Annotated in this window: 26 protein-coding genes and 1 pseudogene; 12 read left to right on the top strand and 15 right to left on the bottom strand. The window is 71.0% G+C overall.

All coding sequences use genetic code 11. From position 1 onward, the window contains the following. Window positions 1-4: 4 nt before the first annotated feature. The 5 genes from IE307_RS18250 to IE307_RS18270 form a co-directional block, all read right to left on the bottom strand. Complete coding sequence (locus IE307_RS18250) at window positions 5-841, bottom strand: NAD(P)H-binding protein (protein WP_191299174.1); 837 nt, start codon at window positions 839-841, stop codon at window positions 5-7. Next, the gene (locus IE307_RS18255; RefSeq protein ID WP_191299175.1) at window positions 838-1,593 is read right to left on the bottom strand and encodes a TetR/AcrR family transcriptional regulator; all 756 of its coding nucleotides are present in this window, start codon (window positions 1,591-1,593) and stop codon (window positions 838-840) included. The genes IE307_RS18250 and IE307_RS18255 overlap by 4 nt, the downstream gene beginning before the upstream one ends. A gap of 163 nt (window positions 1,594-1,756) precedes the next feature. Next, window positions 1,757-1,978 carry a hypothetical protein gene (locus IE307_RS18260; RefSeq protein WP_191299176.1) on the bottom strand — a complete coding sequence of 74 codons (222 nt, stop codon included), beginning with the start codon at window positions 1,976-1,978 and terminating at the stop codon, window positions 1,757-1,759. Next, the gene (locus IE307_RS18265) at window positions 1,975-2,484 is read right to left on the bottom strand and encodes a YflT domain-containing protein (RefSeq protein ID WP_191299177.1); all 510 of its coding nucleotides are present in this window, start codon (window positions 2,482-2,484) and stop codon (window positions 1,975-1,977) included. The genes IE307_RS18260 and IE307_RS18265 overlap by 4 nt, the downstream gene beginning before the upstream one ends. 37 nt (window positions 2,485-2,521) lie before the next feature. Continuing rightward, window positions 2,522-3,298 carry an arylamine N-acetyltransferase family protein gene (locus IE307_RS18270; protein ID WP_191299178.1) on the bottom strand — a complete coding sequence of 259 codons (777 nt, stop codon included), beginning with the start codon at window positions 3,296-3,298 and terminating at the stop codon, window positions 2,522-2,524. A gap of 65 nt (window positions 3,299-3,363) precedes the next feature. Here IE307_RS18270 and IE307_RS18275 point away from each other — a divergent pair, with 65 nt between their 5' ends. Next, entirely contained in the window at window positions 3,364-4,224 is an 861-nt protein-coding gene (locus IE307_RS18275; protein WP_191299179.1) for a helix-turn-helix domain-containing protein, read from the top strand. Here IE307_RS18275 and IE307_RS18280 read toward each other — a convergent pair whose 3' ends face one another. The 4 genes from IE307_RS18280 to IE307_RS18295 all read right to left on the bottom strand — a co-directional run bounded on the left by IE307_RS18280 (window position 4,225) and on the right by IE307_RS18295 (window position 7,480). After that, entirely contained in the window at window positions 4,225-5,055 is an 831-nt protein-coding gene (locus tag IE307_RS18280) for an SDR family oxidoreductase (RefSeq protein ID WP_191299180.1), read from the bottom strand. It lies immediately after the preceding gene. 46 nt (window positions 5,056-5,101) lie between these two features. Further along, a complete protein-coding gene (locus IE307_RS18285) occupies window positions 5,102-5,587 on the bottom strand; it encodes a GNAT family N-acetyltransferase (RefSeq protein WP_191299181.1) in 486 nt (161 codons plus the stop codon). A gap of 76 nt (window positions 5,588-5,663) precedes the next feature. After that, on the bottom strand, window positions 5,664-6,905 hold the full coding sequence (locus IE307_RS18290) for a hypothetical protein (protein ID WP_191299182.1): 1,242 nt from the start codon (window positions 6,903-6,905) through the stop codon (window positions 5,664-5,666). After that, window positions 6,902-7,480, bottom strand: coding sequence for an RNA polymerase sigma factor (locus IE307_RS18295; protein ID WP_191299183.1), 579 nt, complete (start codon window positions 7,478-7,480; stop codon window positions 6,902-6,904). The genes IE307_RS18290 and IE307_RS18295 overlap by 4 nt, the downstream gene beginning before the upstream one ends. Before the next feature lie 166 nt (window positions 7,481-7,646). Here IE307_RS18295 and IE307_RS18300 point away from each other — a divergent pair, with 166 nt between their 5' ends. Both IE307_RS18300 and IE307_RS18305 read left to right on the top strand, forming a co-directional pair. After that, the gene (locus tag IE307_RS18300) at window positions 7,647-7,919 is read left to right on the top strand and encodes a hypothetical protein (RefSeq protein ID WP_191299184.1); all 273 of its coding nucleotides are present in this window, start codon (window positions 7,647-7,649) and stop codon (window positions 7,917-7,919) included. A 488-nt stretch (window positions 7,920-8,407) separates the two neighbouring features. Then, window positions 8,408-9,138, top strand: a pseudogene (locus IE307_RS18305) (SDR family oxidoreductase). On the opposite strand, the gene IE307_RS18310 reads toward IE307_RS18305, so the two are convergent. Both IE307_RS18310 and IE307_RS18315 read right to left on the bottom strand, forming a co-directional pair. Continuing rightward, window positions 9,120-9,623, bottom strand: coding sequence for a DUF2087 domain-containing protein (locus IE307_RS18310; RefSeq protein ID WP_191299185.1), 504 nt, complete (start codon window positions 9,621-9,623; stop codon window positions 9,120-9,122). The pseudogene IE307_RS18305 and the gene IE307_RS18310 overlap by 19 nt on opposite strands. 65 nt (window positions 9,624-9,688) lie before the next feature. Beyond that, a complete protein-coding gene (locus IE307_RS18315; protein WP_191299186.1) occupies window positions 9,689-10,165 on the bottom strand; it encodes a hypothetical protein in 477 nt (158 codons plus the stop codon). A 64-nt stretch (window positions 10,166-10,229) separates the two neighbouring features. Here IE307_RS18315 and pip point away from each other — a divergent pair, with 64 nt between their 5' ends. Continuing rightward, a complete protein-coding gene (pip, locus tag IE307_RS18320) occupies window positions 10,230-11,195 on the top strand; it encodes a prolyl aminopeptidase (protein WP_191299187.1) in 966 nt (321 codons plus the stop codon). Window positions 11,196-11,225: 30 nt separating this feature from the next. Then, entirely contained in the window at window positions 11,226-12,194 is a 969-nt protein-coding gene (locus IE307_RS18325) for a helix-turn-helix transcriptional regulator (protein WP_191299188.1), read from the top strand. 193 nt (window positions 12,195-12,387) lie between these two features. Here IE307_RS18325 and IE307_RS18330 read toward each other — a convergent pair whose 3' ends face one another. Genes IE307_RS18330 through IE307_RS18345 form a run of 4 tightly spaced genes read right to left on the bottom strand, consistent with a single transcriptional unit; the run spans window position 12,388 to window position 16,601 of the window. Beyond that, complete coding sequence (locus IE307_RS18330; protein ID WP_229904827.1) at window positions 12,388-13,002, bottom strand: DUF2238 domain-containing protein; 615 nt, start codon at window positions 13,000-13,002, stop codon at window positions 12,388-12,390. Next, the gene (locus IE307_RS18335) at window positions 12,992-13,510 is read right to left on the bottom strand and encodes a sugar O-acetyltransferase (protein WP_191299817.1); all 519 of its coding nucleotides are present in this window, start codon (window positions 13,508-13,510) and stop codon (window positions 12,992-12,994) included. Before IE307_RS18335 ends, IE307_RS18330 begins: the two co-directional genes overlap by 11 nt. A gap of 17 nt (window positions 13,511-13,527) precedes the next feature. Further along, entirely contained in the window at window positions 13,528-14,283 is a 756-nt protein-coding gene (locus tag IE307_RS18340; protein WP_191299189.1) for an SWIM zinc finger family protein, read from the bottom strand. Further along, complete coding sequence (locus IE307_RS18345; RefSeq protein WP_191299190.1) at window positions 14,280-16,601, bottom strand: DEAD/DEAH box helicase; 2,322 nt, start codon at window positions 16,599-16,601, stop codon at window positions 14,280-14,282. The genes IE307_RS18340 and IE307_RS18345 overlap by 4 nt, the downstream gene beginning before the upstream one ends. Before the next feature lie 41 nt (window positions 16,602-16,642). Here IE307_RS18345 and IE307_RS18350 point away from each other — a divergent pair, with 41 nt between their 5' ends. The 7 genes from IE307_RS18350 to IE307_RS18380 all read left to right on the top strand — a co-directional run bounded on the left by IE307_RS18350 (window position 16,643) and on the right by IE307_RS18380 (window position 23,894). Beyond that, a complete protein-coding gene (locus IE307_RS18350; protein WP_229904829.1) occupies window positions 16,643-17,395 on the top strand; it encodes a TetR/AcrR family transcriptional regulator in 753 nt (250 codons plus the stop codon). 112 nt (window positions 17,396-17,507) lie between these two features. Beyond that, a complete protein-coding gene (locus IE307_RS18355) occupies window positions 17,508-17,696 on the top strand; it encodes a hypothetical protein (RefSeq protein WP_191299191.1) in 189 nt (62 codons plus the stop codon). A gap of 126 nt (window positions 17,697-17,822) precedes the next feature. Then, window positions 17,823-19,061, top strand: a complete 1,239-nt coding sequence (locus IE307_RS18360; protein WP_229904830.1) for a GlnX family signal transduction membrane protein — start codon at window positions 17,823-17,825, stop codon at window positions 19,059-19,061. Then, on the top strand, window positions 19,058-20,014 hold the full coding sequence (locus IE307_RS18365) for a glutamate ABC transporter substrate-binding protein (RefSeq protein WP_229904831.1): 957 nt from the start codon (window positions 19,058-19,060) through the stop codon (window positions 20,012-20,014). The genes IE307_RS18360 and IE307_RS18365 overlap by 4 nt, the downstream gene beginning before the upstream one ends. 10 nt (window positions 20,015-20,024) lie before the next feature. After that, window positions 20,025-22,157: a serine/threonine-protein kinase gene (locus IE307_RS18370; RefSeq protein WP_191299193.1), complete on the top strand. Its 2,133-nt coding sequence runs from the start codon at window positions 20,025-20,027 to the stop codon at window positions 22,155-22,157. Next, window positions 22,157-23,125 carry a PP2C family protein-serine/threonine phosphatase gene (locus IE307_RS18375; protein WP_191299194.1) on the top strand — a complete coding sequence of 323 codons (969 nt, stop codon included), beginning with the start codon at window positions 22,157-22,159 and terminating at the stop codon, window positions 23,123-23,125. The genes IE307_RS18370 and IE307_RS18375 overlap by 1 nt, the downstream gene beginning before the upstream one ends. Window positions 23,126-23,147: 22 nt before the next feature. After that, window positions 23,148-23,894 carry a dienelactone hydrolase family protein gene (locus IE307_RS18380; protein ID WP_191299195.1) on the top strand — a complete coding sequence of 249 codons (747 nt, stop codon included), beginning with the start codon at window positions 23,148-23,150 and terminating at the stop codon, window positions 23,892-23,894. Window position 23,895: the final 1 nt, after the last annotated feature.

Raw genomic sequence — 23,895 nt, forward strand, 5'->3', positions numbered from 1 at the left:
GTGATCAGCCGCGGAAGTCCGCCACGTGGTCGAGGGCCCACCGCGCGAACGTCCGGTACGGCCTGCCGGTGAGGTTCTCGTAGTCCGGTGACACGACGAACTCGTAGTCGGCGAAGTCGTCCGGGTCGCCACCCTCGTACCCGGCGATGCCGAGGACGTACCGCGCGATCTCCTCCGGCCAGCCGACGCTCATGCAGTAGGCGAGCGCCTCCTCCGTGGTGACGTCCTGGAACGTGAGCGTGCGGCCGATCGCGGCGCCGATGTCGCGGGCCATGTCCCGCTGGGTGAGCTGCGGCGGCCCGGACAGGTCGTAGGCCTTGCCGGCGTGGCCGTCCTCCTGCAGCACCTTGATCGCCACGTCGGCGATGTCGGCCTCGTGGATCGGCTGCCCCAGCGCGTCCGGTTCGGGGTGCACGATCGTGCCGTCCTCGCGGATCGACGGACCCCAGAGGTCGATCTTGTTGACCGCGAACTCGCCCGGCCGCAGGTGGGTCCACTCGACGCCGGACGCCTCGACGGCCTGCTCGACGGGCAGGTGGTGGGTCTTGTCGTAGCCGTAGGTCACCGCGCCCGAGGACAGCGTGACGATCCTGCGCACGCCGGCCCGCACCGCGCGGTCGACCACGTCCTGCGCGGTCGGCGGGTGCACGAACAGGTAGAGCTTCTCCACGCCGTCGAACGGGATGCTGTCCGGGTCGTCGAGGTCGGCGCGCACCACCTCGACGTCCGGCGGGAAGTCCGCCTTGGCCGGGTCGCGGGTGATGGCCCGGACGTGGCCGGCCAGTCCTCGGACGACCAGCCGGCCGACGTTGCCCGTCGCGCCGGTGACCAGCGTCGTCATCGCATGCCCCCTTCGATGCCGTCGAGCAGTTTGTCGAGCCCGTAGTCGAACGAGCTGGTGATGGTGTCCGCGAGCGTGCCCTCGGTGTCGTAGGCGCCGGCGTTCCACAGCGCCGTCATCGCCGGGTAGCGCTCGACGTCGAAGTAGTCGTCCCAGAACACCTGCCGCGCGCCCCACCACGAGTCGCCGGACTCGCCGGTCGTGGCCGCGAGCTGCTGGTCGTCGACCTCGGAGGCCGCCGCGCCGTGCACGAACCCCTCGACGGCGACGTGCGCGACGGTCACCTGCCTCGGTTCCAGCCCGGAGTCGGCGAGCGCGGCCAGCACGAACTCCTGGCCGTCCATCAGCCCCGGTCCGAGTGGCGGCCGCACCATCGACACGTCCCGCATCCACGGATGTGCCTGGTAGACCGCTCGCGTGCGGTCGGCGTAGTGCTTGACGCGCTCACGCCAGCCGCCCTCGGGCGTGAGGTCGCGCTCCTGCAGCACCGTGTCGGCCATGAGGTCGATCAGTTCGGCTTTGCCGGGCACGTGCGTGTAGAGCGACATCGTGCCGACGCCCAGTTCCTGCGCGACGCGGGCCATCGACATCGCGCCGAGCCCTTCGCGGTCGGCCACCGCGACCGCCGCGGTGACGATCTGGTCGACGCTCACCTTGGGCTTCCTGCCGACCGGCTTCGGCTCCGGCGGTCTGCGCCAGAGCAGCGCGAGCGTCCTGGCCGGGTCTCCCCCGCCACTGCGTTCGGCGGCCATCCGTCCACCCCATTTCCGTAGGCCATACGGAAACAATACCGTATGTCGTACGGAAATGGGTGCCAGGTCAGGACGGTCTTCCCCGGGTTCGTCTTGCCGTCGGCAAAGCGGAAACGCCGCCCCGAAGATCGGAACGGCGTTTCCTGTGGTGGGAGCTCGGGTTTCAGGCTGCCAGGTCGGCGCGGGCCGGTTCCAGCAGCAGTTGCGCGACCTTCAGCTGACGGGCCACGGCACGCAGGTCCTCCACGATCTCGGCGACGTCGCGGCCCAGGTCGTCCTCGGCGCGCGCGGCCAGATTCGTGGCCTGGGCGCCCAGCCCGGCGCTGGTCCGCCGGATCTCGTCGAGGGCGGTGCGCAGTTCGCCGACGGTCAGCGGGGTGCTCATGCGCGCCAGGCCAGCGCCGTCAGCATCTCCTTGCCGCGTTCGGCGCTGCGCGGGTGGCTGAGCACGTCGTAGCGTCCGGCCACGAGCTGGGTCGTCGAGGCGAAGTCGCGGCGGCCGCGGGTGGCGGCGTAGCGCGTGGCGGCGCTGGCCAGTCCGAAGACCGTACCGACGACCAGGCCCGTGACGATCGGGGCGAGTGCGCCGCCGGTCGAGAACAGGCCGAGCAGCAGACCGACGAACAGACCGAACCAGGCACCCGACGCGGCACCCGCGCCGAGGACGCGGCCCCAGGTCAGACGGCCGGTGACGCGTTCGACGATCATCGGCTCGACGCCGACGATGGTGACGTCCGCGACCGGGAAGTCGTTGTCCGCCAGGTGGTCCACGGCCCGCTGCGCCTCTTCGTAGGTCCCGTAGGAACCGATGGGCCAGCCGGTGGGCGGGGTGGGCAGTGCGTTGACGCCCGTGGAATTCGCTCCCGTGGCGAACGGAGTCGCGGTGGTCATTTCCAACACCTCCGAATTGCGATCCCTACACCCGGTACTACGAACGGGCCCCCGATTCTGTTCCCAAAGTTGAGCTGATGTGACTCAGCTCCCTGTCGGTAAGCGTGATGTCCAGCGATTCCAGTGTTTTCCCGAGGTCTTCCACCTGAGAATTCTCAGGTTTCTCCCCGGCGTGCTCGACGGTGAACTCCGTGCCCACCAATCGGCGGCTCAATCCCGGTTCGAGCCGCATGACGACGAGCTGGCGACTGAACGGCGAACGCTCGTGCGTGGCGACGTAGTAGTTCGCGGCCGCGTAGTCGACGGGCCGCTGTTCGATGCCGGTCTCGAACGCGTGCCGCAGCTCCCAGCCCTCGGCGCCCTGCTTCTCCAGCACCCAGCGGCCGCCCTCGCGGCGCAGGCGGTGCGGCCAGCCGGCCTGGTCCACGACCGCGCCGTCGGCGAGCGGCATCGGGTGCAGCATCCCGGCGCCGAACCCGACGTCGACGAGCTGGTCGTCCACGATGGAGATGAAGTGCGTGCGCGGGCCGGTCATCACGCGGCTCATCTGCCTGCTGACGGTGTGGCCCAGACGTTCCAGCACGGCCGTGAACAGCAGTTGGTGCTCGTAGCAATAGCCGCCGCGCCGACGTCCCAGCATCTTGTCCTGAATGTCGCCGAGATCGAGCGACGGCACATGGCCGAGCATCACGTCGATGTTCTCGAACGGAATAGCGCGCACATGCGCTTCGTGCAACTCGGTCAGCGAACTCGACGCCGACGCCCCCGTGCGCGCGAAGTACGCGCCCAAATCAACCGATTCCGTCTGCCACATGGCATTCCCCCGACACTGGACCAACGACTTCTGAGCTCAGGCCATGCTCGTCTAGTGTCGGGCTCATGACCAGCAACCTCCACGACGAGGTGCGCGACTTCCTCACCTCACGCCGTGCGAGAACGACCCCGGACGACGTGGGTCTGCTCCACGCGGGCAGCCGGCGCGTACCGGGGTTGCGCCGGGAAGAGGTCGCGGCCTTGGCGGGGGTCAGCGTCGAGTACTACAAGCGCCTCGAACGCGGCAACCTCCGAGGGGTGTCCGACAGCGTCCTCGACGCGCTGGCCCGGGCCCTGCGGCTCGACGAGGCCGAGCGCACGCACCTGCGCAACTTCGCCCGCGCGGCCGGCCGCTCGTCCGCCGAGCGCGACCAGCCGGTGGTCCGGACCGTCCGCCCGGCCCTGGTGCGGCTGCTGGAATCGATGACCGGCACCGCGGCCGGCGTTCTGAACGACCGCCTGGACGTGCTGGCGGCCAATTCCCTCGGCCGGGCGCTGTACTCCGACGTCTTCGGCGATCCCGCCCGGTCGAACCTGGCCCGGTACACCTTCCTCGACTCCCGCAGCACGCGTTTCTACCCGCGCTGGGAGGCGATGGCCGACGAAACGGTCGCGATCCTGCGCACCGCGGTGAGCAAGAACCCCGACGACCGCGAACTCGGCGAACTCACCGCCGAACTCTCGGCGAGCAGTGAGCACTTCCGGACGAGGTGGGCGGCGCACGACGTCCGGTTCCACCGGACCGGTGTGAAGGACCTGCACCACCCCGTGGTCGGCGACCTCGTGCTGTCCTACGAGGCGATGGACCTGCCCTCGGACCCCGGCCTGACCCTGCTGGCCTACACCGCCGAGGCCGGGTCGAGGGCGGAGGACTCCCTGCGGATGCTGGGCAGCCACGCCGCGAAGGCCGCCCACGAGGGCCGGTGACTACCTCTGCAGCGAGAACTGCGTCTCGATGGCCGTGAAGAAGGACGCGTCGTCGCTCGCGCGGCGCAGGCCGAGCAGCTGCACGGCGTCCGGACCGGCCTCGTAGCGCAGCTGCGCGGTGCCGTCGGTCGCGGCGGTGTGCACGACCTCCGCGACCAGTTCGGGTGCCGATCCGCTCTCGACCAGGGGACCGAGCACACCGAGGACCTTCTGCACCAGCGGCTGGTACTCGGTGAGCTCCTCGTCGTTGGTGAAGGCCAGGGACCGGCCGCCGAAGTCGGTCTTCATGCCGCCGGGCTCGACGACCTTGACCGCGACACCGATCTCGGCCAGTTCGTACCTCAACGCCTCGGAAAGCCCTTCCACGGCGAACTTCGCCCCGTGGTAGAGCGATCCGAGCGGGAAGGCCATCCGCCCGCCGATCGACGACACATTCACCACGACACCGGAGCGGTTCGCGCGGAAGTGCGGCAGCAGTGCCTGCGTCGTGGCCAGCAGCCCGAACACGTTCACGTCGAACTGGCGGCGGATCTCCTCCGGTGACGTCGCCTCGAGCGGTCCGTACGCGCCGTAGCCGGCGTTGTTCACGAGCACGTCGATGCGCCCGAACCGCTCGAGGCCGGCGTCGACGGCCGACCGGATCGAGTCGGCGTCCTGCACGTCCAGCCGGGTGAGCAGGACGCGGTCGGACGCCGTGAGCCCGGATGCGCGTTCGGGGCTGCGCATGGTCGCGACGACGTTCCAGCCCTGCGCGTGGAAGTGCTCCGCGGTGGCGCGGCCGAGTCCGCTCGAGGCGCCGGTGATCAGGACGGTCTTGGTGGTGTTGTTCATGAGAACCAGTCAAGCCGCCGGCGCGCGGATGAGGGAGACACTGCCATTACACCCCAGCGGCCAGGCGCCACTCCTCGTGCGTCAGGGCGTACTCGACCTCTCCGTGCTCCGCTCCGGGCAGCGGATCGGGGAACTCGACGTGGAAGGTGCGGACGTACCGCAGCCCGCACTTCTCCATCACCCGCCGCGATCCGGCGTTGACGGCCATGGTCGTGGCCACGACACGCCGCACGCCACCGCTGGTGAACCCGCGTTCGATCAGCGCCTTCGCGCCCTCGGTGGCGTAGCCGAGGCCCCAGAACGCGCGGTGCAGCCGGTAGCCGAGCTCGACCTCGCCGGTCCCCCCGAACTCGAACCAGCCGACGAACCGGCCCGTCGCGTTCTCGTGCGCCGCGTGGAAGCCGTCGCCGAGGTAGTCCTCGACCGGGGCGGGGTCGAGGAACCGCATGACCTCGGGATCGGCGTGCAGGTGGCGCAACGAGTCCACATCGGACGGCTCGACGGGGCGCAGCGTTAGGTGTTCGGTCCTCACGGACGAATCGTGGCCTGGCTGTCCACCGCTTTACCGGCCTTCAGCGCCGCTCACCCCGCCGTACCGATCGATCCGCCTAGGGGGTGGGCGTGATCGTTTCCAGGACCGCTCCCCCGGCGTCGCGCACCACGACCTGGGCGCCCGGGCGCGCGTCGGTGAACGGGGCGGCGAGCACGAAGGTGCCGTTGCCGATCACGGCGGGCACGTCGGCGGAGCCCGGCGCGGTGTAGGTGATGGACGCGACGCGCGGGTCGAAGAGCACACCGGCCGCGGCGCTGCCCGTGCTGGCGGAACCACCGCCCTCCAGCGGCACGAAGTCGTAGGCCGAACGGATCGACCCCACGGTCGCGCCGTTCACGATCTCCATCCCGTCGGGGTCGCGCAGGTCGTAGACGAAACCGCGTCGCCCACCGCCGTCGTCGAGGCAGTAGACCATCAGGTCGCCGAACCGGCCGAGCACGATCGTGCTGGTGGCGCTGACCTTGGCGGTGACCCCGTGCGCGAACTGGTCCGGGTCCGGGATCGGGCGGCCGGCCTGGCAGGTGGCCAGCCCTCGCGCCTCCGGGGTGCTGCGGTCCGCGGGCGGCAGCGGGCGGTCGGCCACGGACGGCGTCGGCTTCGGCACGCCGCGCACGGTGAACTCCTCGCCGTTGACCAGGGCCTTCGTGCCGGTCTCGGCTTTGAGGTACCCGCTGGGAGCGAGGAAGAGGCCGTCGACCAGCGCGGGTGAGGTGTTGTTCCACCCCGGTTCGTAGATCCGCGACAGGCTCAGGAACTTCACGTCCGGCGAGACCAGGCCCGCCATGGTGCCGTTGGGCGTGGTGAACAGGACCTCCACCTTGCGCCGCCCGGCCTCGACCACGGCCGGGTCCGGGGCGGAGATCGTCGTGGTGGTGGCGGTGTTCGCGCAGAAGAACACTCCGGCCTCGACGCGGAACGCCGTCAGCACCACGCCGTCCTTGCGGCTGGTCGCGATCGGCTGCCACTGGCCCGCGGGCGGGTGCTCCTTCGCGGCCGCGGTGCAGCGGGCCAGTGCGTCGGGTGCGACCGTGCCCTTCTCGACGTGGTTGACCACGGCGCGGTCCTTGCCGACGAACTCGCCGTTGTGCTGCATGGGCGGTGCGGCGGGGTCGGCGTTGCCGCCGTAGAGGACCTGGCCCGCGAAGACGGCTCCGGCGGCGAGCGCGCTGACGCCGGCGGCGATCAGGAGCGGCCGGCCGTTGCGGGCGGCGGGGCGCATGCCCTCGCTCAGGCGCTGCCGGGCGCGCATGCGGACGTCGTCGGGCAGGGTGCGGTGTTCGGGCATGTGGTCGATCACGGGGTGTCCTCGGGGGTCAGGTCGCGCAACCGGGCGCGGGTGCGGGAGACGCGGGCTCGCACGCTCGACTCGGTGATGCCGAGGAGCGCGGCGGCGTCGGCGGTGGACATGTCGCCGAGCAGGCAGAGCTGGGCGATCTCGCGTTCGGACGCCGGCAGCGTCGCGATGGCGGCCACCACCGCGGCCAGTCTGCGCTGGGCGTCGGCGCGGGCGGCGACCTCGTCGGCGTGGTCGCGTTCGTCCTGCGGCGTCAGCCTGGTGACCAGCCGCAGCGCTCTGCGCGAGGCCCGCCACTCGGTGCGGGCGCGGTTCGCGGTCACCGTGTAGAGCCACGGCAGCGCCGACTCCCGCACCAGCTGGGCGTCTCCGCGTTTGCGCCACGCGGTCAGGAACGTCGCGGAGAGCAGGTCCTCCGCCTGCGACCACGAGGCCGTCAGCCGGTAGGCGTAGTTCCAGACCGCTTCGGCGTGGCGTTCGAACAGCTCGGTGAACGCGGCGTGGTCGCCTTGCGCGATCCGCTCCCAGAGCAGCGTGTCGGGCGGCCCGACGTTCGCGCGCTCGGTCGTCTCAGTCATCACACTCCGCTTGGGGCCGGCATGCCCCGGTGTGCTGCGTGACGGCCGTCACCCCGGTGGCGTGACCAGCCACCTCCAGCCGGCCGGGTCGCCGTCAACGTGACGGCCCGCACGACAGGCGGCCCCTCATTCCAGGCGTGCGGGACACCGATGGCAAGATCTCCGCGTGCCGATCGAGCAGCAGCAGCCCGGCAATGTCGAGGCCGAGACCCAGGTGTTCGCGAAGATCCCGCCCCAGCAACTGGACCCGGCGACCATCCCCGGTGTCGCTCCGGTGACGCCGCCTCCCGCGGCGGTCAGTCCACCGGCGGTCACCCCGGCGGCCCCGAAGACGGCGGCTCCGAAGACGGCCACCGCGGCGGCCGCACGCGAACCGAAGTCGTTGACCCGGCGGTTGGCCCGCCGGATCCTCGGCCCGACCTTGATGACGAAGAAATAGGCCCAGCTAGCGGTCGGGCACCTGCCCCAGGCCTCCGCAGACCCGGCAGGCGGTCCGGTCCTCGTTGAGCCCAGAACCAAGGCAACGGCTGCACTCCTTCACAAAAGAACAGTGTCCGCCTCTACTCCAAGTGGGGGCAGCCGCCAAGCAGGGACCCTCCTGGCAATAATGGGTGACCCCCACCGTTCACGCTCGGTGATCAGGACTGCGTGGACGGTCCGGCCGGAATCTCGTTGGCACGTGCGACATTGCCTGCGACGATGCCTCTGCCTTCCCCGTGCGGGAGCTTCCACCAGCCGGAGCACCCGCGCGGGCACGGGTGCGACATCTCGTGCAGCACAAGGCCTTCGGGACCGGGAACGGGTTGTTGCCACGACATGGTTCCGGACCCCGCGCAGAGCAGGCAGGTGTCCTCTTCGCACTCCACACCCAGGATTTACTCCACACGGGACACTTCGGGCAATCGCTGGATCGAGGGGAGATCACCGATGGCAGTCGCGATCGTGACGGGAGCCGGTTCCGGGGTGGGGCGCGCGGCGGCGCGAACCCTGCTGGCGGCGGGGTTCCAGGTGGCGCTGGCGGCCGGCGCGAGGACGCGCTGACCGAGACCGGAGAGGGCTTTCCCGGCTCCGCGCTCGTGGTGCCGACCGATGTGTCGCGTGAGGACTCGGTCGTCGCGTTGTTCGAGACGGTCGTCGCGCGCTTCGGCCGTGTCGACGTGTTGTTCAACAACGCCGGTATGAACGTGCGCGCCACACCGATCGAGGAGTTCAGCCTCAGCGCGTGGGAGAAGGTCGTCGGGGTGAACCTGACGGGCGCGTTCCTGTGCGCCCGCGAGGCGTTCAAGGTGATGAAGACGCACGGTGGTGGCCGGATCATCAACAACGGCTCGGTCTCGGCGTCCGTGCCGCGCCCGCACGCCGTCGCCTACAACGCGACCAAGCACGCGATGACCGGGCTGACGAAGTCGTTGTCGCTGGAGGGCCGCGAGTTCGGCATCGCGTGCGGTCAGATCGACATCGGCAACGCCGCGACGGAGATGACCGAGCGGATGGGCGCCGGTGTGCTGCAGGCGAACTTCGAGACGCGGCCGGAGCCGACGTTCGACGTGCGGCACGTGGCCGATGCCGTGCTGTACCAGGCTCAGCTGCCGCTGAACGCCAACGTGCAGTTCATGACCGTGATGGCCACGAACATGCCCTACATCGGCAGGGGCTGAGCCTGGTACAGACCGCCGCCGCGTTCGAGCAGACCGAGGTCGACGAGGTAGCGCCGGATGGTGACGTGGTCGAGCTCTCCCCCGTCGCACCAAGCCTGCAACCGCTCGTTGATCTCGGTCTCCTCGTAGTAGGTCGTCGGGGTGAAGGCGTGCGAGGCGACGTGTTCGAGGATCTTGCGGCGGCGTTCGTGGGCGACCGGCAACGAGACGAGCTTGCCGTCCCGCACGAACGGCGCGAGCCCGTCCGCGGGCATCGCCTCGGTGAGGGTCGCGGCGAGTGGTTTGAGGTCGGCGGGCCGGGCCGGTTCACCTTCGACCAGCCCGGCCTCGCGGAGCTTGCGCAGCGCGGTGCCGGCGTCCTTGACCTTCAGTCCGGAGGCGGTGGCGACGTCGGCCAGGGTTCCCGCGCCGAGGACGACGGCGGCGAACGCCCGCAGCCTCGTGGGTTCGGCCAGTGCGCGCACGACGGATTCCGGAGTGGTCATGCCTGCGAACCTAACGCCGCCGTCCACCGGTTTTCAGCGAGAGGCCGCGCCCTGCCAGTCCGCGCTCAACGGCCTACCAGGCCCTCGGCCATGACGTCGGCGAGGTAGCCGTCGAAGTCCGGTGCGTCGGGCTCGAGCACGTGCCGGACCCACGCGGTGCGTTCGTGGGCCAGCGGCGGGAGCTCCCAGACACATCCGATGAGGTCCTTGGGGATGACGGTGAAGCGCGTGAGGTCCGGGTCGGTCGATCCGAGGAACGGCTGGTCGCCGGACACGGCGGTGCGGCAGTGCAGGACGTTGTCCCAGACCCAGTTGTAGGCGTTGAGGTACATGCCCGCGGCACTGCGGTGCAGGACCGTCACGGTGGCGGGCGGGGTCGGGTCGTCGAAGTCCGGGTAGATCCGCGGCAGGAACGCGCAGGCGGCGTCGCGGATGTCGTCGGTGATCTCCAGCCCCGGGGTGACCACCTCGTAGCGCTTGACGTGTCTGCCCGCGACGACCAGCGGTTCCTTGACCGCCAGCTGCTTCTCGTAGAAAGCCATGCGTCGAACGTATGAGCTAACCCTGACAGCTTCCGTCAGTGATGCGATGGGCGATCATGTCCGCATGGCGAGCACATCCGAGGACAGTCGTTATCCCGCGATCGAGCCGTACGAGTCGGGCAGCCTGGAGGTCGGCGACGGCCACTCGCTGTACTGGGAGGTCTCGGGCAACCCCGAGGGCAAGCCGGCCGTCGTGCTGCACGGCGGTCCCGGCTCCGGCAGCTCTCCGCGGACGCGGAGCCTGTTCGACCCGAGCCGCTACCGCGTGGTCCAGTTCGACCAGCGCAACGCCGGGCGCAGCACCCCATCGGCGACCGACCCGGTGGTCGACCTGTCGGCGAACACCACCGCGCACCTCATCGCCGACATCGAGGCGCTGCGGGTCCACCTGGGCGTCGAGCGCTGGCTCGTGGAGGGCGGCTCGTGGGGCGTCACGCTCGGCCTCGCCTACGCGCAGGCGCATCCCGAGCGGGTGACCGAACTCGTGCTCGCGGCCGTGACGGCAGGCGACCGCAGTGAGACCGACTGGATCACCCGCGACATGGGCCGCGTCTTCCCGCGCGAGTGGGAACGCTTCCGCGACGGCGTGCCCTCCGCAGACCGCGACGGCGACCTGTCCGCCGCCTACACCAGGCTGCTGCACGATCCCGACCCCGAGGTCAGGGCCGCGGCCGCGCACCGGTGGTGCGAGTGGGAGGACACGCACATGTCGCTGGCCCCCGACGCAGCACCGTTCCTGTCGGTGGCGGAGCCGTCGTTCCAGCTCGCCTTCGCCCGCCTCGTGACCCACTACTGGTCCCACGGCTGCTTCCTCGAGGAAGGCCAGCTGCTGCGCGACATCGGGCGGCTCCACGGCATCCCCGGCGTGCTGATCCACGGGCGCTACGACGTCAGCGGCCCGCTCGCCACGGCCTGGGCACTGCACCGGGCCTGGCCCGGGAGCGAACTCGTCGTCCTGGACGACACCGGCCACGGCGGCGGCAGCATGACAGCGGCGATCGTCGCCGCCACCGACCGCTTCGGCGGCTGAACCGCTGACACCGTGTGTCAGTGTGTGCACGTGCGCGCGAGTCGACTGGTGTCGTTGCTGCTCCTCCTGCAGGCCAAGGGCCGCATGACGGCCCAGTCCCTGGCCGACGAGCTGGAGGTGTCGGTGCGCACCATCTACCGCGACGTCGACTCCCTGCACGCGGCCGGCGTCCCCCTCTACGGCGACGCCGGCCCGTCCGGCGGCTACCAACTCCTCGACGGCTACCGCACCCGCCTGACCGGCCTGACCGAACAGGAGGCAGAGTCCCTGTTCCTCGCAGGCCTGCCGGGCCCGGCAGCAGACCTGGGCCTCGGCGACGCGGTCTCCGCGGCCCAGCTCAAGCTGATGGCGGCGCTGCCGTCCCCGATGCGCGACCGCGCCTCCCGCATGGCCACGCGCTTCCACCTCGACGCCCCCGCCTGGTACTACGACCCGGAACGCTCACCGTTGCTGGGCCTGGTGGCGGACGCGGTGTGGCGGGAACGCCTGCTGGAGGTCAGCTACCGGCGCTGGCGCTCACCCGAGGACGTGACACGCGTGCTGCGCCCCCTGGGCCTCGTGCTCAAGGCGGGCCGCTGGTACCTGGTCGCCCAGGGCTCGACCCGCATCTCGACCTACCGCGTGTCGCAGATCCAGGCGGCCACCGTGCTGGACAAGTCGTTCGCACGCCCCGAGGGCTTCGACCTGGCGGCGCACTGGACGGAGTCGCTGGAGGACTTCCAGGCCCGGCAGTACACGGGCTCGGCGGTCATCCGGCTGTCCGAGCGTGGTTGGGAGTCGTTCGCGTCGAACGTGCTGCCGGTGGTGGCGAAGGCCGCTCAGGAGTCCGTTGTGGACGAGGACGGTTCGTTCCGGGTGACGATCCCCATCGAGTCCGTGGACCATGCGACCGGGATGTTGCTGCGGCTGGGCGGTGAGGTCGAGGTGCTGGAGCCCGTGGAGTTGCGGGAGCAGGTGACGGCGGCGGTGCGGCGGTTGGCGTCGATCTACCTGGGGTGACCGAACCTCGCCAGGTGGTGCCGGAGCAGTCGGGGTGGCGCAGGAGGTCCTGTGTGGACAGGTGGAAGCCGGGGTGCCGTCCGACTTTGCACGGCACGTGGACGGCGGGGTGGCTCGGGTCCAGGACCACGGCTTCGACGTCGACCGGCCGGACCCGCCCACGACCAAGCCATCAACGTGCGCGACGGCCTGCTCACACAACCCGCGCGAGCTCCCGGTCATGCACCCGCCCCAACACCACCTGCGCCACCAAAGCCCCCACCAGCGCCATGAACATGTCCCACTGCGTGTCCCACACATCCCCCTGGGTCCCGAGGAACTCATCCGCGGCCGAACCCCCGACCACCGCCGCCAGCCACTCTCCCAACTCATAGGTAGCGCTGAACGCCAAACAAACGCACACCACAACAAAAAACAACCACCCACCAGGCCGCAACGGCGACCGCCGCACCAGGATCTCCCGGGCGAGCACCGCCGGCACGAACCCCTGCACGAAGTGCGCGAACCGGTCGTAGTGATTGCGAGCCAGATCGAAGAGGTCCTGCACCCAGAACCCGGCCGGCACACGCGCGTACGTGTAGTGGCCGCCCAACAGCAACACCAGCGCGTGCAGGAAGATCAGCCGGTACAGCAGCGGTGTCAGGCGAAACCGCCGGTACGTCGCCACCAGCAGCACCCCGCCGATCACGACGGGCGCGACCTCGAGGTACCAGGTGGCACGGTCATACGGGCCAATCCCGGACACGACCAGGGCAACGACCGTCAGCCCGAGCAGGACCAGCGGTTCGGCGTGCGTCTTAGAGCTCACGGACCACCTTGCAGGGATTGCCGACGGCGAGCACGCGCGGCGGGATGTCGCGCGTGACGACGCTACCGGCTCCGATGACCGCGTTGTCGCCGATCGTGACACCGGCGCAGACGATGACGCCGCCGCCGAGCCAGACGTTGTCGCCGATGACGATCGGGGCGGCGGACTCGTAGCGCTGGCGGCGGGCCTCGTGGTCCTCAAGGGGGTGCAGGGCGGTGAGCAGTTGGGCGCGGGGGCCGATGGAGACGTCGTCGCCGATGGTGATGGTGGCGCAGTCCATGAGGATGGCGTCGTAGTTGAGGAAGCTGTTGGATCCCATGTGGATCTGGTAGCCGTAGTCGCACTGGAACCGCGGCATGACCCAGGAGCCTTCGCCGATCGAACCGAAGAGCGTCGAGATGACCTCGCCGGAGCGGGTGGCGTTGAACTCGTCCACCAGGGCTTGGGCGCGGAGGCGTTCGGCGACCAGTTCGGGGTCGGAGTCCTTGTACAGCCGGCCTGTCGTCATCTTCTGCTTCTCGGTGATCACCCTTCGAGAGTGCCGGAAAGCAGGGCGCGGGCGCGGGTGGCGGCGATCTCCATCAGCGCCACGAGGTCCGCGGCCTCGAAGCCGGGCGGTGGCTCGACGGCGAGCACCACAGGTGTGGTGGCGGGAACGGCGGGGCGGGCGGGCAGTTGACCTGCTTGTTCGTGGGAAACCACCACAGGTGTTCTGGTGCCGACGGGGCCTGCGACTCGGTCGCGCAGCGCGTCGAGGAGTTCCTGTTCCGGTTTTCCCTTGAGCAGCAGCAGGACGAACGGGTCGGTGTCGAGCAGCCAGCCGACCTGGAAGGCCAGTGCGGCGGCGTGGCGGCAGGGCAGTTCCCAGCCGTCGCAGTCGCAGTCGGGTTCGAGGTCGCCGATGCCGGGCAGCAGGTCCACTCCGGACTCCTCGGCGGCGAGGACGAGGTCGCGGGGCATGTCGTTGTCCAGCAAGGCGGCGATGTGGCCGGAGTGTTCGGCGACGCGGTCGAGGAACCGTCCCCATTGGACTTCGGAGAGCACGGGGACGCTGACGGTGGTGCTGTAGGCGGTGTCGTCGTCGTGGACCTGGGCGTGCAGGCGGCCGGGGCTGACGGTGACGGGGCCGACGACGCCGGCGTGGGCGTAGCGGCGGCCGAGGTTGAGCATGCCGGTGTCGAGTGCGGTGTCCTTGAGGGCCTGCACCCAGGCCTTGCCCCACCAGGTGGTGGCGATGCGGCGTTTCACCTTGGGGAACGCGGCGAACCCGCGGGCGGTCATGGCGCGCTCCTGAGCTGGACGAGTTCGGCGAGTTCGGCGTCGGTGAGTTCGGTGAACGCGGCCTCTCCGCCGTGCAGGACGGCGTCGGCGAGGTCGCGCTTGTCCTGCAGCAGAGCGGCGATGCGTTCCTCGACGGTGCCTTCGGTGACGAGCTTGTGCACCTGGACGGGTCTGGTCTGGCCGATGCGGTAGGCGCGGTCGGTGGCCTGGTCCTCGACGGCGGGGTTCCACCAGCGGTCGAAGTGGATGACGTGGTCGGCGCGGGTGAGGTTGAGTCCGGTGCCGGCGGCCTTGAGCGAGAGCAGGAACACGGGTGCGCGGCCGTTCTGGAAGTCGTCGACCATCTGCTCGCGCCGGGGCACGGGGGTGCCGCCGTGCAGGAACCGGGTGGGCTGGGTGATGTGCTTCTCGAGCAGTTTGGCCATGCCGACGTACTGGGTGAAGATCAGCGCGGAGCCGTCCTCGGCGACGATCGTGGCGAGCAGTTCGTCGAGCAGGTCGAGCTTGCCGGAGGTGCCCTGCAGCGAGTCGTGGCCGAGGTAGTGCGACGGGTGGTTGCAGATCTGCTTGAGGCCGGTGAGCAGCTTCAGCACGAGCCCGCGCCGGGCCATGCCGTCGGAGTGGGCGATCTGCTCGAGGGTCTCGCGGGTCAGCGCCTCGTAGAGCGCGGCCTGCTCCACCGACAGCGACACGTACCGGTCGGTCTCGGTCTTGGCGGGCAGTTCGGGGGCGACGCCGGGATCGGACTTGCGGCGGCGCAGCAGGAACGGCCGCACGAGTTTGGCGAGGGTGTCGTCGGGTCGCGGCCAGCGGGTGCGGAACGCGCGGTGCGTGCCGAGCAGGCCCGGTGTGGTCCAGTCCAGCACGGCCCACAGTTCCGAGAGCGAGTTCTCCACGGGTGTGCCGGACAACGCGACGCGGGCGGCGCCGGGGATGGAGCGCAGTGCCTTGGCGGTGCCGGAGTGCGGGTTCTTGACGTGCTGAGCCTCGTCGGCGACGACCATGCCCCAGGTGTGGCAGCGCAAGGCCTCGGCGTCCAGGCGCATGGTGCCGTAGGTGGTGAGCACGACGCCGTCCTGCGGCAGGGTCCGGTGTGGACCGTGGTAGCGGGTGACGGGCGTGCCGGGGGCGAAGCGGCGGATCTCGCGTTCCCAGTTGCCCAGCAGCGAGGCCGGGCAGACGACGAGTGTCGGGCGGGGATCGGCGCGGTGCAGGTGCAGGGCGATGAGGGTGATGGTCTTGCCCAGGCCCATGTCGTCGGCCAGACAGGCACCGAGTCCGAGGCTCGTCATGTGGGCGAGCCAGCGCAGGCCGTGCAGCTGGTAGTCGCGCAGCTGTGCCTTCAGCGCCGCGGGCTGGGGGAACTCCGGCACGGTGGTGATGGCGGCGGTGAGGCCGTGCGGGACGACGTCGACGCGTTCGCCGTCGATGATCGCGACGCCGGTGAGGGCGGCGGTGACGGCCTGCACGGCGCTGAGGGGCTTGAGCCGGCGCCGGACCTTCTTCCGCAGTGACGGGTCGACGAGCACCCACTGGTCGCGCAGCCGCACGACCGGCCGGGACGCCTCGGCGACGAGGTCCATCTCGGCCTCGGTCAGGTCCTGCCCGCCCAGGGCGAGCCGCCAGTCGAACGTGAGCAGGTCGCCGGCCTGGAACGTGCCGCCGGACTCGCCGATGACGGCCTTCGCGGACAGCCCGCCGACGACGCCGCGCGGCCAGTGGACCTCGATGCCGGTGCCGAGCAGTTCGGCGACCTCGCCGTCGGTGAGCTCGGCGGTGTCGAGCAGGCGCTGCAACGGGGGCCAGTCGACGCGGCTCATCGCGCGGATGGCGTCGAGCTCGCGACCGGAGCCGCGCACGTCGCGCGGGTGGGGGTCGGTGATGGCGCGGACCTGCACGATCGCCCGGAACCGCAGGTCGTCGGTCGTCTCCACGCGCAGGGAGATGGTGATCTGCTCGTCGGCCCACGCCTTGAGCCCGGAGACGTCATGGGGCTCGGTGCCGGCGAACGGTCCGGTGCCGGTGCGGGGCAGGGTGTCGGCGACGGCGTCGAGGAACGCGCGGAGCAGCTCGTAGTCGCCGCGCGCGGCGAGCTGGCGCAGGTGCAGCTCGTCGGCGTGGTCGAGCGGCCCGACGCGCCAGGTGTCGTGGCCGGCGGCCGTCACGCCCGGCACGATCCGGCCGCGGGCGACCAGCGTGAGCGCGGTCGCGGCCGCCACGGCCCAGTAGCCGTCCTCGGCCAGCGCCTCGGGCAACGCTTCGAGCAGGGGCTTTCCGCGGAGCTGACCGAGTCTGGGCGGGTCGGCGGGCACGAACACACCCTGTACCGTACACCATACGGTACGGTAGTGTCCGGCTCGTGATCGAACACACGGGCAGCGGTGACCCGGCGCGGACGCTGGCGTTGCTGTGGCGCACCCAGGAACGCGTGTCGCGCAAGGGCAAGCCGGACCTGAGCGTGGACCGCATCGTGCAGGCGGGCATCGCCCTGGCCGACGCGGACGGGCTGCGGGCGCTGTCGATGCGGCGCGTGGCCGAGTCGCTGGGCGTGGGGACGATGTCGCTCTACACCTACGTGCCGGGCAAGGGCGAGCTCGTCGACGTCATGGTCGACACCGTGCAGGCCGCGACCGGGCGCGAACCGGCCGGCGGCTGGCGCGAGCACCTCGCGTACGTGGCGGCGGAGAACCTGGCGCTGTACCGGCGGCACCCGTGGTTGTTGCAGGTGGCGCCGTCGCGCACGGTGCTGGGCCCGCAGGTCGCGGCGAAGTACGACTTCGAACTGCGGGGCCTGGAGGGCGTGGGCCTGTCGGACGTGGAGATGGACTCGGTGCTCAACGTGGTGCTCGGGCACGTGCAGAACTCGGCGCGGGACCTGACGGCGGCCGCGGTCACCGAGAAGGAGACCGGCCTGACCGACCAGCAGTGGTGGGACGCGGCGGCACCGGTGCTGATGACCGTGTTCGACCCGGCCCGCTACCCGGTGGCGGCACGGGTGGGCGCGGCCGTCGGGCAGGCGCACCAGAGCGCGTTCAGCCCCGAGCACTCGTTCGAGTTCGGCCTGGAGATGATCCTCAACGGAGTGGCACGGCTCATCGGGTCCAGGTCATGATGGCGGCGTGAACGACGACTGGGTGCGCATCGCGCGCTACGACAACGTCAAGGGCAGGCCCACCTCCTCCGCCGCCCTGCGGGCCTGACTGCGCGAGCGCGGCATCGACTGGATGCCCTTCGACCCAGGCGAGGTCCGGGTCGACCTGATGTGCCGTCCGGGCTCCGGTGTGATCGCGATCTCCGTGCAGCCCTGCGCGCTGCGCCGCCTCGGCCTTCACCCCGAGCAACCCTCTTCCCAGGTCACGGGCGCGTCCCCGCCTGCCTGGTGGCACGCGGAGGCCGAACGCCGGGGCTACTGAGACGCTACGAGCGGTAACAGCCGAGTGACGTCTCGCGGGATGGGTCGTTAATTCCGACGCGGTGTCACTGAGGTGCCTACAGTTACGCCACGCCGATCAACTCGCCGTTCGGGAGGCTCGCTCGTGGTGATCGACTCGCAGCCGCGGCAGGCGCTGGTGCGCCGCGTCACCGGTCTGGCGCGGTCGACCCCGGGACGGCTGAGCCTGATCGTCGTGGTGCTGGTCGTCGCGAGCCTCGCGAGCGGGTGGCTGACGACGTGGAGCGTGAACCGCCAGGAACGGGCGCTGGAGGACCTGGCGACGCGGTCGGAGCCGCTCGCGCACGCGGCGCAGGAGGTCTACCGGGCGTTGCAGGACGCGGACGCGACGGCGGCCAGCGCGTTCCTGTCCGGCGGCCTGGAGCCCTCGCAGCTGCGGGAACGCTACGAGGCCGACATCGCGCAGGCGCAGGCGGCGCTCTCGGTGGCGACGGCCTCCTCCCCCGACCTGACGGCAACGCTCGCCGCGCAGCTGCCGGTCTACACGGGGCTGATCGAGACGGCGCGCACGAACAACCGGCAGGGCTTCCCCGTGGGCGCCGCGTACCTGCGGGAGGCCTCCGGGCTGATGCGCACGCAGCTGCTGCCCGCGGCGCAGGAGCTGTACCAGGCGGAGACCGACCGGGTGGCCCGCGCGCAGGACGAGGCGAGCTTCCCGTGGGGTTCGGTCGGGGTGGCGCTGGCGCTGGTCATCGCGCTGGTGCTCACGCAGCGGTACCTGACGCGCAAGACGAACCGGCTGCTCAACGTCGGCCTGCTGGTGGCGACCGGGGCCGCGGGGTTGTCGTTGTTGTGGGTGACGACGGTGTCGGTGCTGGTCATGAACGACGTGGCGGACTCGCGGGCGGCCTCGGACGAGGTCGACGTGCTCGCCCAGGCGCGGATCGCGACGCTCACCGCACGGGGCGAGGAGACGCTGACGCTGGTCGCGCGCGGTGCGGGCCAGACCTACGAGAAGAACTTCGTCGAGGTCTCGCAACGGCTGGAGGGCCTGCTGGACCAGGCCGTGAAACTCGACGACACCGAGGCCGCGGCCGAGGCGATGCGGCAGTTCCGGCAGTGGCAGCAGGTGCACCAGCGCATCCGCGAGGCCGACGACGCCGGGCAGTACAACGACGCGGTGGCGTTGATCGGCAACCCGTACTTCGACTCGCTGGACCAGGCGCTGGTGCGCGGGATCTCCGAGGCCCGGCAGGACTTCAGCGACGAGGTGGCGGTGGCGCGCGTGTCGCTGTCGGGCACGGCGGTCGGGGTGCTGGTGCTCGCGGTGATCGGCGCGGCGGGTGCGGCGATGGGGTTGTGGCAGCGGCTCAAGGAGTACAGGTGAGGCGACTGGCGCTGGCAGCGGTGCTGCTGCTCGGGGCGTGTTCGGCGGGACCGGCGCCGAGCGAGGTGGTGCCGCGCAGTGCCGCGGCCCCGCAGCCGGCGGACGCGAGCACGGTGTCGGCGGCGCCGAGCAGCGCGGCGGGCCCACCGCCCTCGTGCGACGCTACGGCGAGCCTGCGGCCGGGCGCGTTGCCGCAGGCCGGGCAGATGCCCGACGGGTCGACGATGGCGAAGATCGCGCAGCGCGGCCGGTTGATCGCCGGGGTAGACCAGAACTCGTACCTGATGGGGTTCCGCAACTCCTTCACCGGCGAGATCGAGGGCTTCGACGTCGACGTGGCGCGGCAGATCGCGAAGGCCGTGTTCGGCGACGAGAAGAAGGTGCAGTTCAAGGTCGTCACAGCGGCGGAGCGCATCCCGATGCTGCAAAGCGGCGCGGTCGACGTCGTGGTGCGCACGATGACGATCACTTGCCAGCGGCTGGAGAGCGTGGACTTCTCGCAGGTCTACTACCAGGCCGGGCAGCGGGTGCTGGTGCGCCGCAACTCCGGCATCGCCGGCGTGGAGGGCCTCGCGGACAAACGGGTGTGCGTGGCGTCGGGGTCGACGTCGCTGGGCAACGTCGTGACCAGGGCGAAGACGACGGTGAGCGTGCCGAACTGGACCGACTGCCTGGTGATGCTGCAGCAGGGGCAGACGGACGCGATCTCCACCGACGACACGATCCTGGCGGGACTGGCGGCGCAGGACCCCTACACCGAGGTGGTGGGATCGCGGTTCACCGACGAGTCCTACGGGGTGGGGATCCCGAAGGGGCAGGAGGACCTGGTCCGGTTCGTCAACGGCGTGCTGGAGCGGATGCGCACCGACGGCACGTGGCGCGGGATCTACGGGCGGTGGCTCACGCCGCTGGGCCCGGCACCAACGCCGCCGGTCGCGCGTTATCGGGACTAGGGGGCGTCAGATGAGCGAAGAACTGGACCTGCCCGAGACGGGGCCGTCGACAGCGCCGGGCACCGCGCCCTGGTCGGTGTCGCAGGAGGTGTCGCGCTCGGCGTCGGGACGGGCGCGCCGCGGCAGTGCCCGGTCGATGAGCCGCGGCCGGCTGGGCGCGGGCCTGGTCGAGGTGCCGCGGGTGCCCTACCGCGACCCGAAGACCGCGGTGCTGGAGAACCCCGAGGTCCCGGAGGCCAAGCGGTTCTGCTCGAAGTGCGGCAAGAAGGTCGGGCGCGCCAAGGACGGCAAGCAGGGCCGGGTGGAGGGCTTCTGCCCGCAGTGCGGTCACGCCTACTCGTTCACCCCGAAGCTGGAACCGGGCGAGGTGCTGCACGACCAGTACGGGGTGCTGGGGTGCCTGGCGCACGGCGGCCTGGGCTGGCTGTACCTGGCGCTGGACCACGCGGTGAGCGACCGGTGGGTGGTGCTCAAGGGCCTGCTCGACTCGGGTGACGCCGACGCGATGGCGGCGGCGCTGGCGGAGCGGCGGTTCCTGGCCGAGGTCGAGCACCCGAACATCGTGAAGATCCACAACTTCATCCGCCACGAGAGCAAGGTGAGCGACAAGCTCGTCGAGTACATCGTGATGGAGTACGTCGGCGGCGAGTCGATCAAGGACATGATCACGCACCGGCGCCGGGAGGGCCGCGGTGACGAGGCGCTGCCGCTGGCGCAGGCCATCGCCTACGTGCTGGAGATCCTGCCCGCCCTGGGCTACCTGCACGGGGTGGGCCTGCTGTACTGCGACTTCAAGCCGGACAACATGATCCACACCGAGGAGCAGCTCAAGCTGATCGACCTGGGGGCGGTGCGGCGCGTCGACGACCACCACTCCCCCATCTACGGCACGGTCGGCTACCAGGCGCCGGAGATCGGCACGATCGGGCCGTCGGTGTTCTCCGACATCTACACCGTCGGCCGGGCGCTGGCGGTGATGAGCTTCCCGTTCGACTTCCGCGGCAAGTGCAAGGACCGGCTGCCCACGGCCGACGAGGTGCCGTTGCTGGGCCGCTACCCCTCGTTCCACCGGCTGCTGCTGCGGGCGACGAACCCGAACCCGGAGCTGCGGTTCTGCTCGGCGGAGGACATGGCCGAGCAGCTCACGGGCGTGCTGCGCGAGGTGCTGGCCCTGGAGGACGGTGTGCCGCGGCCGGGGTTGTCGCGGCAGTTCACGCCGGAACGCCGCCGGTTCGGCGTGGAGGGCTCGCTGGACCTGCGGGAGGTGGCGCTGGCGTTGCCGGCGCCGTCGGTGAGCACCTCCGACGCCGCGGCCTCGTGGCTGGCGACGGCGACGACGTCGGACCCGGAGGGGTTGCGCAAGGCGCCGGAGCTGACGGTGGAGGTGCGGCTGCGGATCGTGCGGGTGCTGATCGAGTCCGGGGACACGCAGGCGGCGTTGCGGGAGCTGGGGACGCTGACGGCGCCGTCGATGTTCGACGAGCCGGAGCTCGACCCGGCGGAGGACTGGCGCCCGGACTGGTACCGCGGTCTCGCGGCGCTGACCGACGAACGGCCCGGCGACGCGCTGGGGTTCTTCGACGCGGTGTGCTCGGCGGTGCCGGGCGAGGCGGCGCCGAAGCTCGCGCTGGGCGTGTGCGCGGAGGCCGTCGGGGACCTGACGGCCGCGGCGGCCTGGTACGAGCTGGTGTGGCGCACCGACCACGCGTACGTGTCGGCGGCGTTCGGTCTGGCGCGGGTGTCGCTGGCGTGCGGGGACCGGGCGCGGGCGGTCGAGGTGCTGCTGTCGGTTCCGGACACGTCTTCACAACATCTGCCGGCGCAGATCGCCGCGGTGCGCGCACAGCTCGGCGACTGCGGCGCGGAGGACCTGGTGGCGGCCGGGGAACGGTTGCACGCCTTGGACATCGACGTTCATTCGCACACGCAGCTGTCGGCGGAGGTGCTGGAGGCGGCGTACCACTACGTGACCCGCAATCAGGCCGCCGAGGGCAAGGTGCTGGACTGTGCACTCTCCGAACACGAGCTTCGGCTGGGTTTAGAGCGTCGCTACCGCACGCTGGCCCGGTTCGCGGCCACGCCGGAGGAACGGATCGCATTGGTGGACCGCGCGAACGCGGTAAGGCCTAGGACGTTGGTTTGATGGACACCCTGAAGTGCCCGGAGTGCTTCGCGCCCGTCGCGGCGGAGGACCGGTTCTGCGAGGCGTGCGGACGCAACCTGCTGGTGCGCCGCACGCCGCTGGGCGGACCGACCGGTCCCGCGCAGGCCTCGTGCATCCTGTGCGGGTCGCCGGACATCGATGACGAGGACTACTGCACCCAGTGCGGCCGGCACCAGCCTTCGGCGCGCGACCGGGTCGAGTACACGCTGGGCGCGGTGTCCGGTGTGTCGGACCGGGGCAAGCGGCGGGCGCGCAACGAGGACTCGATGGCGTTCGGTCACGTGGCGGGCAAGGGTGTCGCCGCCGTGGTCTGCGACGGCGTGGCGTCCTCCGAACGCGCGGAGCAGGCCTCGCAGGCCGCCGCCGACGCCGCGGTCGACGTGCTGCTCAACGCGCTGATCGACACCGCGGACCCGGAGCAGGCCATGGTCGACGCCGTCGCCGCGTCGTGCTCCGCGGTGGAGAAGCTGGTGGAGGACGAGCCCCTCGAGCCGGGCGGCCGGGGTGTGGCGCCGTCGTGCACGTTCGTGTCGACGCTGGTCACGGAGTCGTCGGTGACGGTCGGCTGGGTCGGCGACTCGCGCGCCTACTGGCTGTCGGACGAGGGCTCGAAGCAGCTCACGACGGACGACACGTGGGCGGCGCAGCTGGTCGCCGAAGGCGTGCTGACCGAGGAGCAGGCGCGCACGGACCGTCGCGCGCACGTGCTGTCGCGGTGGATCGGCGCGGACGCCGGGCGGGTGGAGCCGCAGGTCGTGACGCTGCAGCCGACCTCGCCGGGGGTGTTCCTGCTGTGTTCGGACGGGCTGCACAACTACCGGTCCGAGCCCGAGGACCTGCAGTCGTTGCTGCCGTGCGGGCCCGAGGAGTTCGTGAAGGTCGCGCTGGACGCGGGCGGGCACGACAACATCACCGTCGTGCTGGTGCCGTTCGCACCGGCCGACTAGTTCACCCGAGAGGAACCACCGCATGCCCGGCACGACCGTGGACGTGATCACCGAGGACGGCACGGCGGACGCCTACCTGGCGCGCCCCGACGGCGAGGGCCCGTTCCCCGCCGTGCTGTTCTACATGGACGCGTTCGGCCTGCGCCCGCACCTGGAGAAGATGGCCGACCGCCTCGCGCGGGCCGGGTACGTGGTGCTGGTGCCCAACGTGTTCTACCGGGCGGGCCGCGCGCCGGTGGTCGAGCTGCCGGAGTTCATCGACCCGGCGGCGCGTCCCGCGGTGTTCGAGCAGATCATGCCGATGCTGCGGTCGCTGACCCCGCAGGGGCTGATGAGCGACGCCGGCGCGTACCTGCGTTTCCTCGCCGACTCGCCGCTGACCGCGGACGGGCCGGTGGGCGTCACGGGGTACTGCATGGGCGCGGGTCTGGCGTTGCGCACGGCGGGCACCTACCCGGACCGGGTGGCGGCTGCGGCGGGGTTCCACGGCGCGAACCTGGCCTCCGAGGCCGACGACAGCCCGCACCTGCTGGCCGGGCAGGTCAGCGCCGAGGTGTACTTCGCGCACGCGGACCAGGACGCCGCGATGCCACCTGAGCAGGTCGAACGCCTCGAGCAGGCGCTCACCGAGGCGGGTGTGAAGCACCGGTGCGAGGTGTACGAGGGCGCGCACCACGGCTACACCCAGGCCGACACCGCCGCCTACGACGCGGATGCGGCGGAGCGTCACTGGACGGAGCTGCTGGCGCTGTTCTCCCGCACGCTCTGAG

This window comes from Lentzea cavernae (genome assembly GCF_014653695.1).
Classification (GTDB): Bacteria; Actinomycetota; Actinomycetes; order Mycobacteriales; family Pseudonocardiaceae; genus Lentzea; species Lentzea cavernae.

Excerpts from the sequence above, each read along its gene's own strand:
- IE307_RS18250 (WP_191299174.1), bottom strand. The coding sequence starts at position 841 with ATGACGACGCTGGTCACCGGCGCGACGGGCAACGTCGGCCGGCTGGTC.
- IE307_RS18255 (WP_191299175.1), bottom strand. The coding sequence starts at position 1,593 with ATGGCCGCCGAACGCAGTGGCGGGGGAGACCCGGCCAGGACGCTCGCG.
- IE307_RS18260 (WP_191299176.1), bottom strand. The coding sequence starts at position 1,978 with ATGAGCACCCCGCTGACCGTCGGCGAACTGCGCACCGCCCTCGACGAG.
- IE307_RS18265 (WP_191299177.1), bottom strand. The coding sequence starts at position 2,484 with ATGACCACCGCGACTCCGTTCGCCACGGGAGCGAATTCCACGGGCGTC.
- IE307_RS18270 (WP_191299178.1), bottom strand. The coding sequence starts at position 3,298 with ATGTGGCAGACGGAATCGGTTGATTTGGGCGCGTACTTCGCGCGCACG.
- IE307_RS18275 (WP_191299179.1), top strand. The coding sequence starts at position 3,364 with ATGACCAGCAACCTCCACGACGAGGTGCGCGACTTCCTCACCTCACGC.
- IE307_RS18280 (WP_191299180.1), bottom strand. The coding sequence starts at position 5,055 with ATGAACAACACCACCAAGACCGTCCTGATCACCGGCGCCTCGAGCGGA.
- IE307_RS18295 (WP_191299183.1), bottom strand. The coding sequence starts at position 7,480 with ATGACTGAGACGACCGAGCGCGCGAACGTCGGGCCGCCCGACACGCTG.
- IE307_RS18310 (WP_191299185.1), bottom strand. The coding sequence starts at position 9,623 with ATGACCACTCCGGAATCCGTCGTGCGCGCACTGGCCGAACCCACGAGG.
- IE307_RS18315 (WP_191299186.1), bottom strand. The coding sequence starts at position 10,165 with ATGGCTTTCTACGAGAAGCAGCTGGCGGTCAAGGAACCGCTGGTCGTC.
- pip (WP_191299187.1), top strand. The coding sequence starts at position 10,230 with ATGGCGAGCACATCCGAGGACAGTCGTTATCCCGCGATCGAGCCGTAC.
- IE307_RS18335 (WP_191299817.1), bottom strand. The coding sequence starts at position 13,510 with ATGACGACAGGCCGGCTGTACAAGGACTCCGACCCCGAACTGGTCGCC.
- IE307_RS18340 (WP_191299189.1), bottom strand. The coding sequence starts at position 14,283 with ATGACCGCCCGCGGGTTCGCCGCGTTCCCCAAGGTGAAACGCCGCATC.
- IE307_RS18355 (WP_191299191.1), top strand. The coding sequence starts at position 17,508 with ATGCCCTTCGACCCAGGCGAGGTCCGGGTCGACCTGATGTGCCGTCCG.
- IE307_RS18370 (WP_191299193.1), top strand. The coding sequence starts at position 20,025 with ATGAGCGAAGAACTGGACCTGCCCGAGACGGGGCCGTCGACAGCGCCG.
- IE307_RS18375 (WP_191299194.1), top strand. The coding sequence starts at position 22,157 with ATGGACACCCTGAAGTGCCCGGAGTGCTTCGCGCCCGTCGCGGCGGAG.
- IE307_RS18380 (WP_191299195.1), top strand. The coding sequence starts at position 23,148 with ATGCCCGGCACGACCGTGGACGTGATCACCGAGGACGGCACGGCGGAC.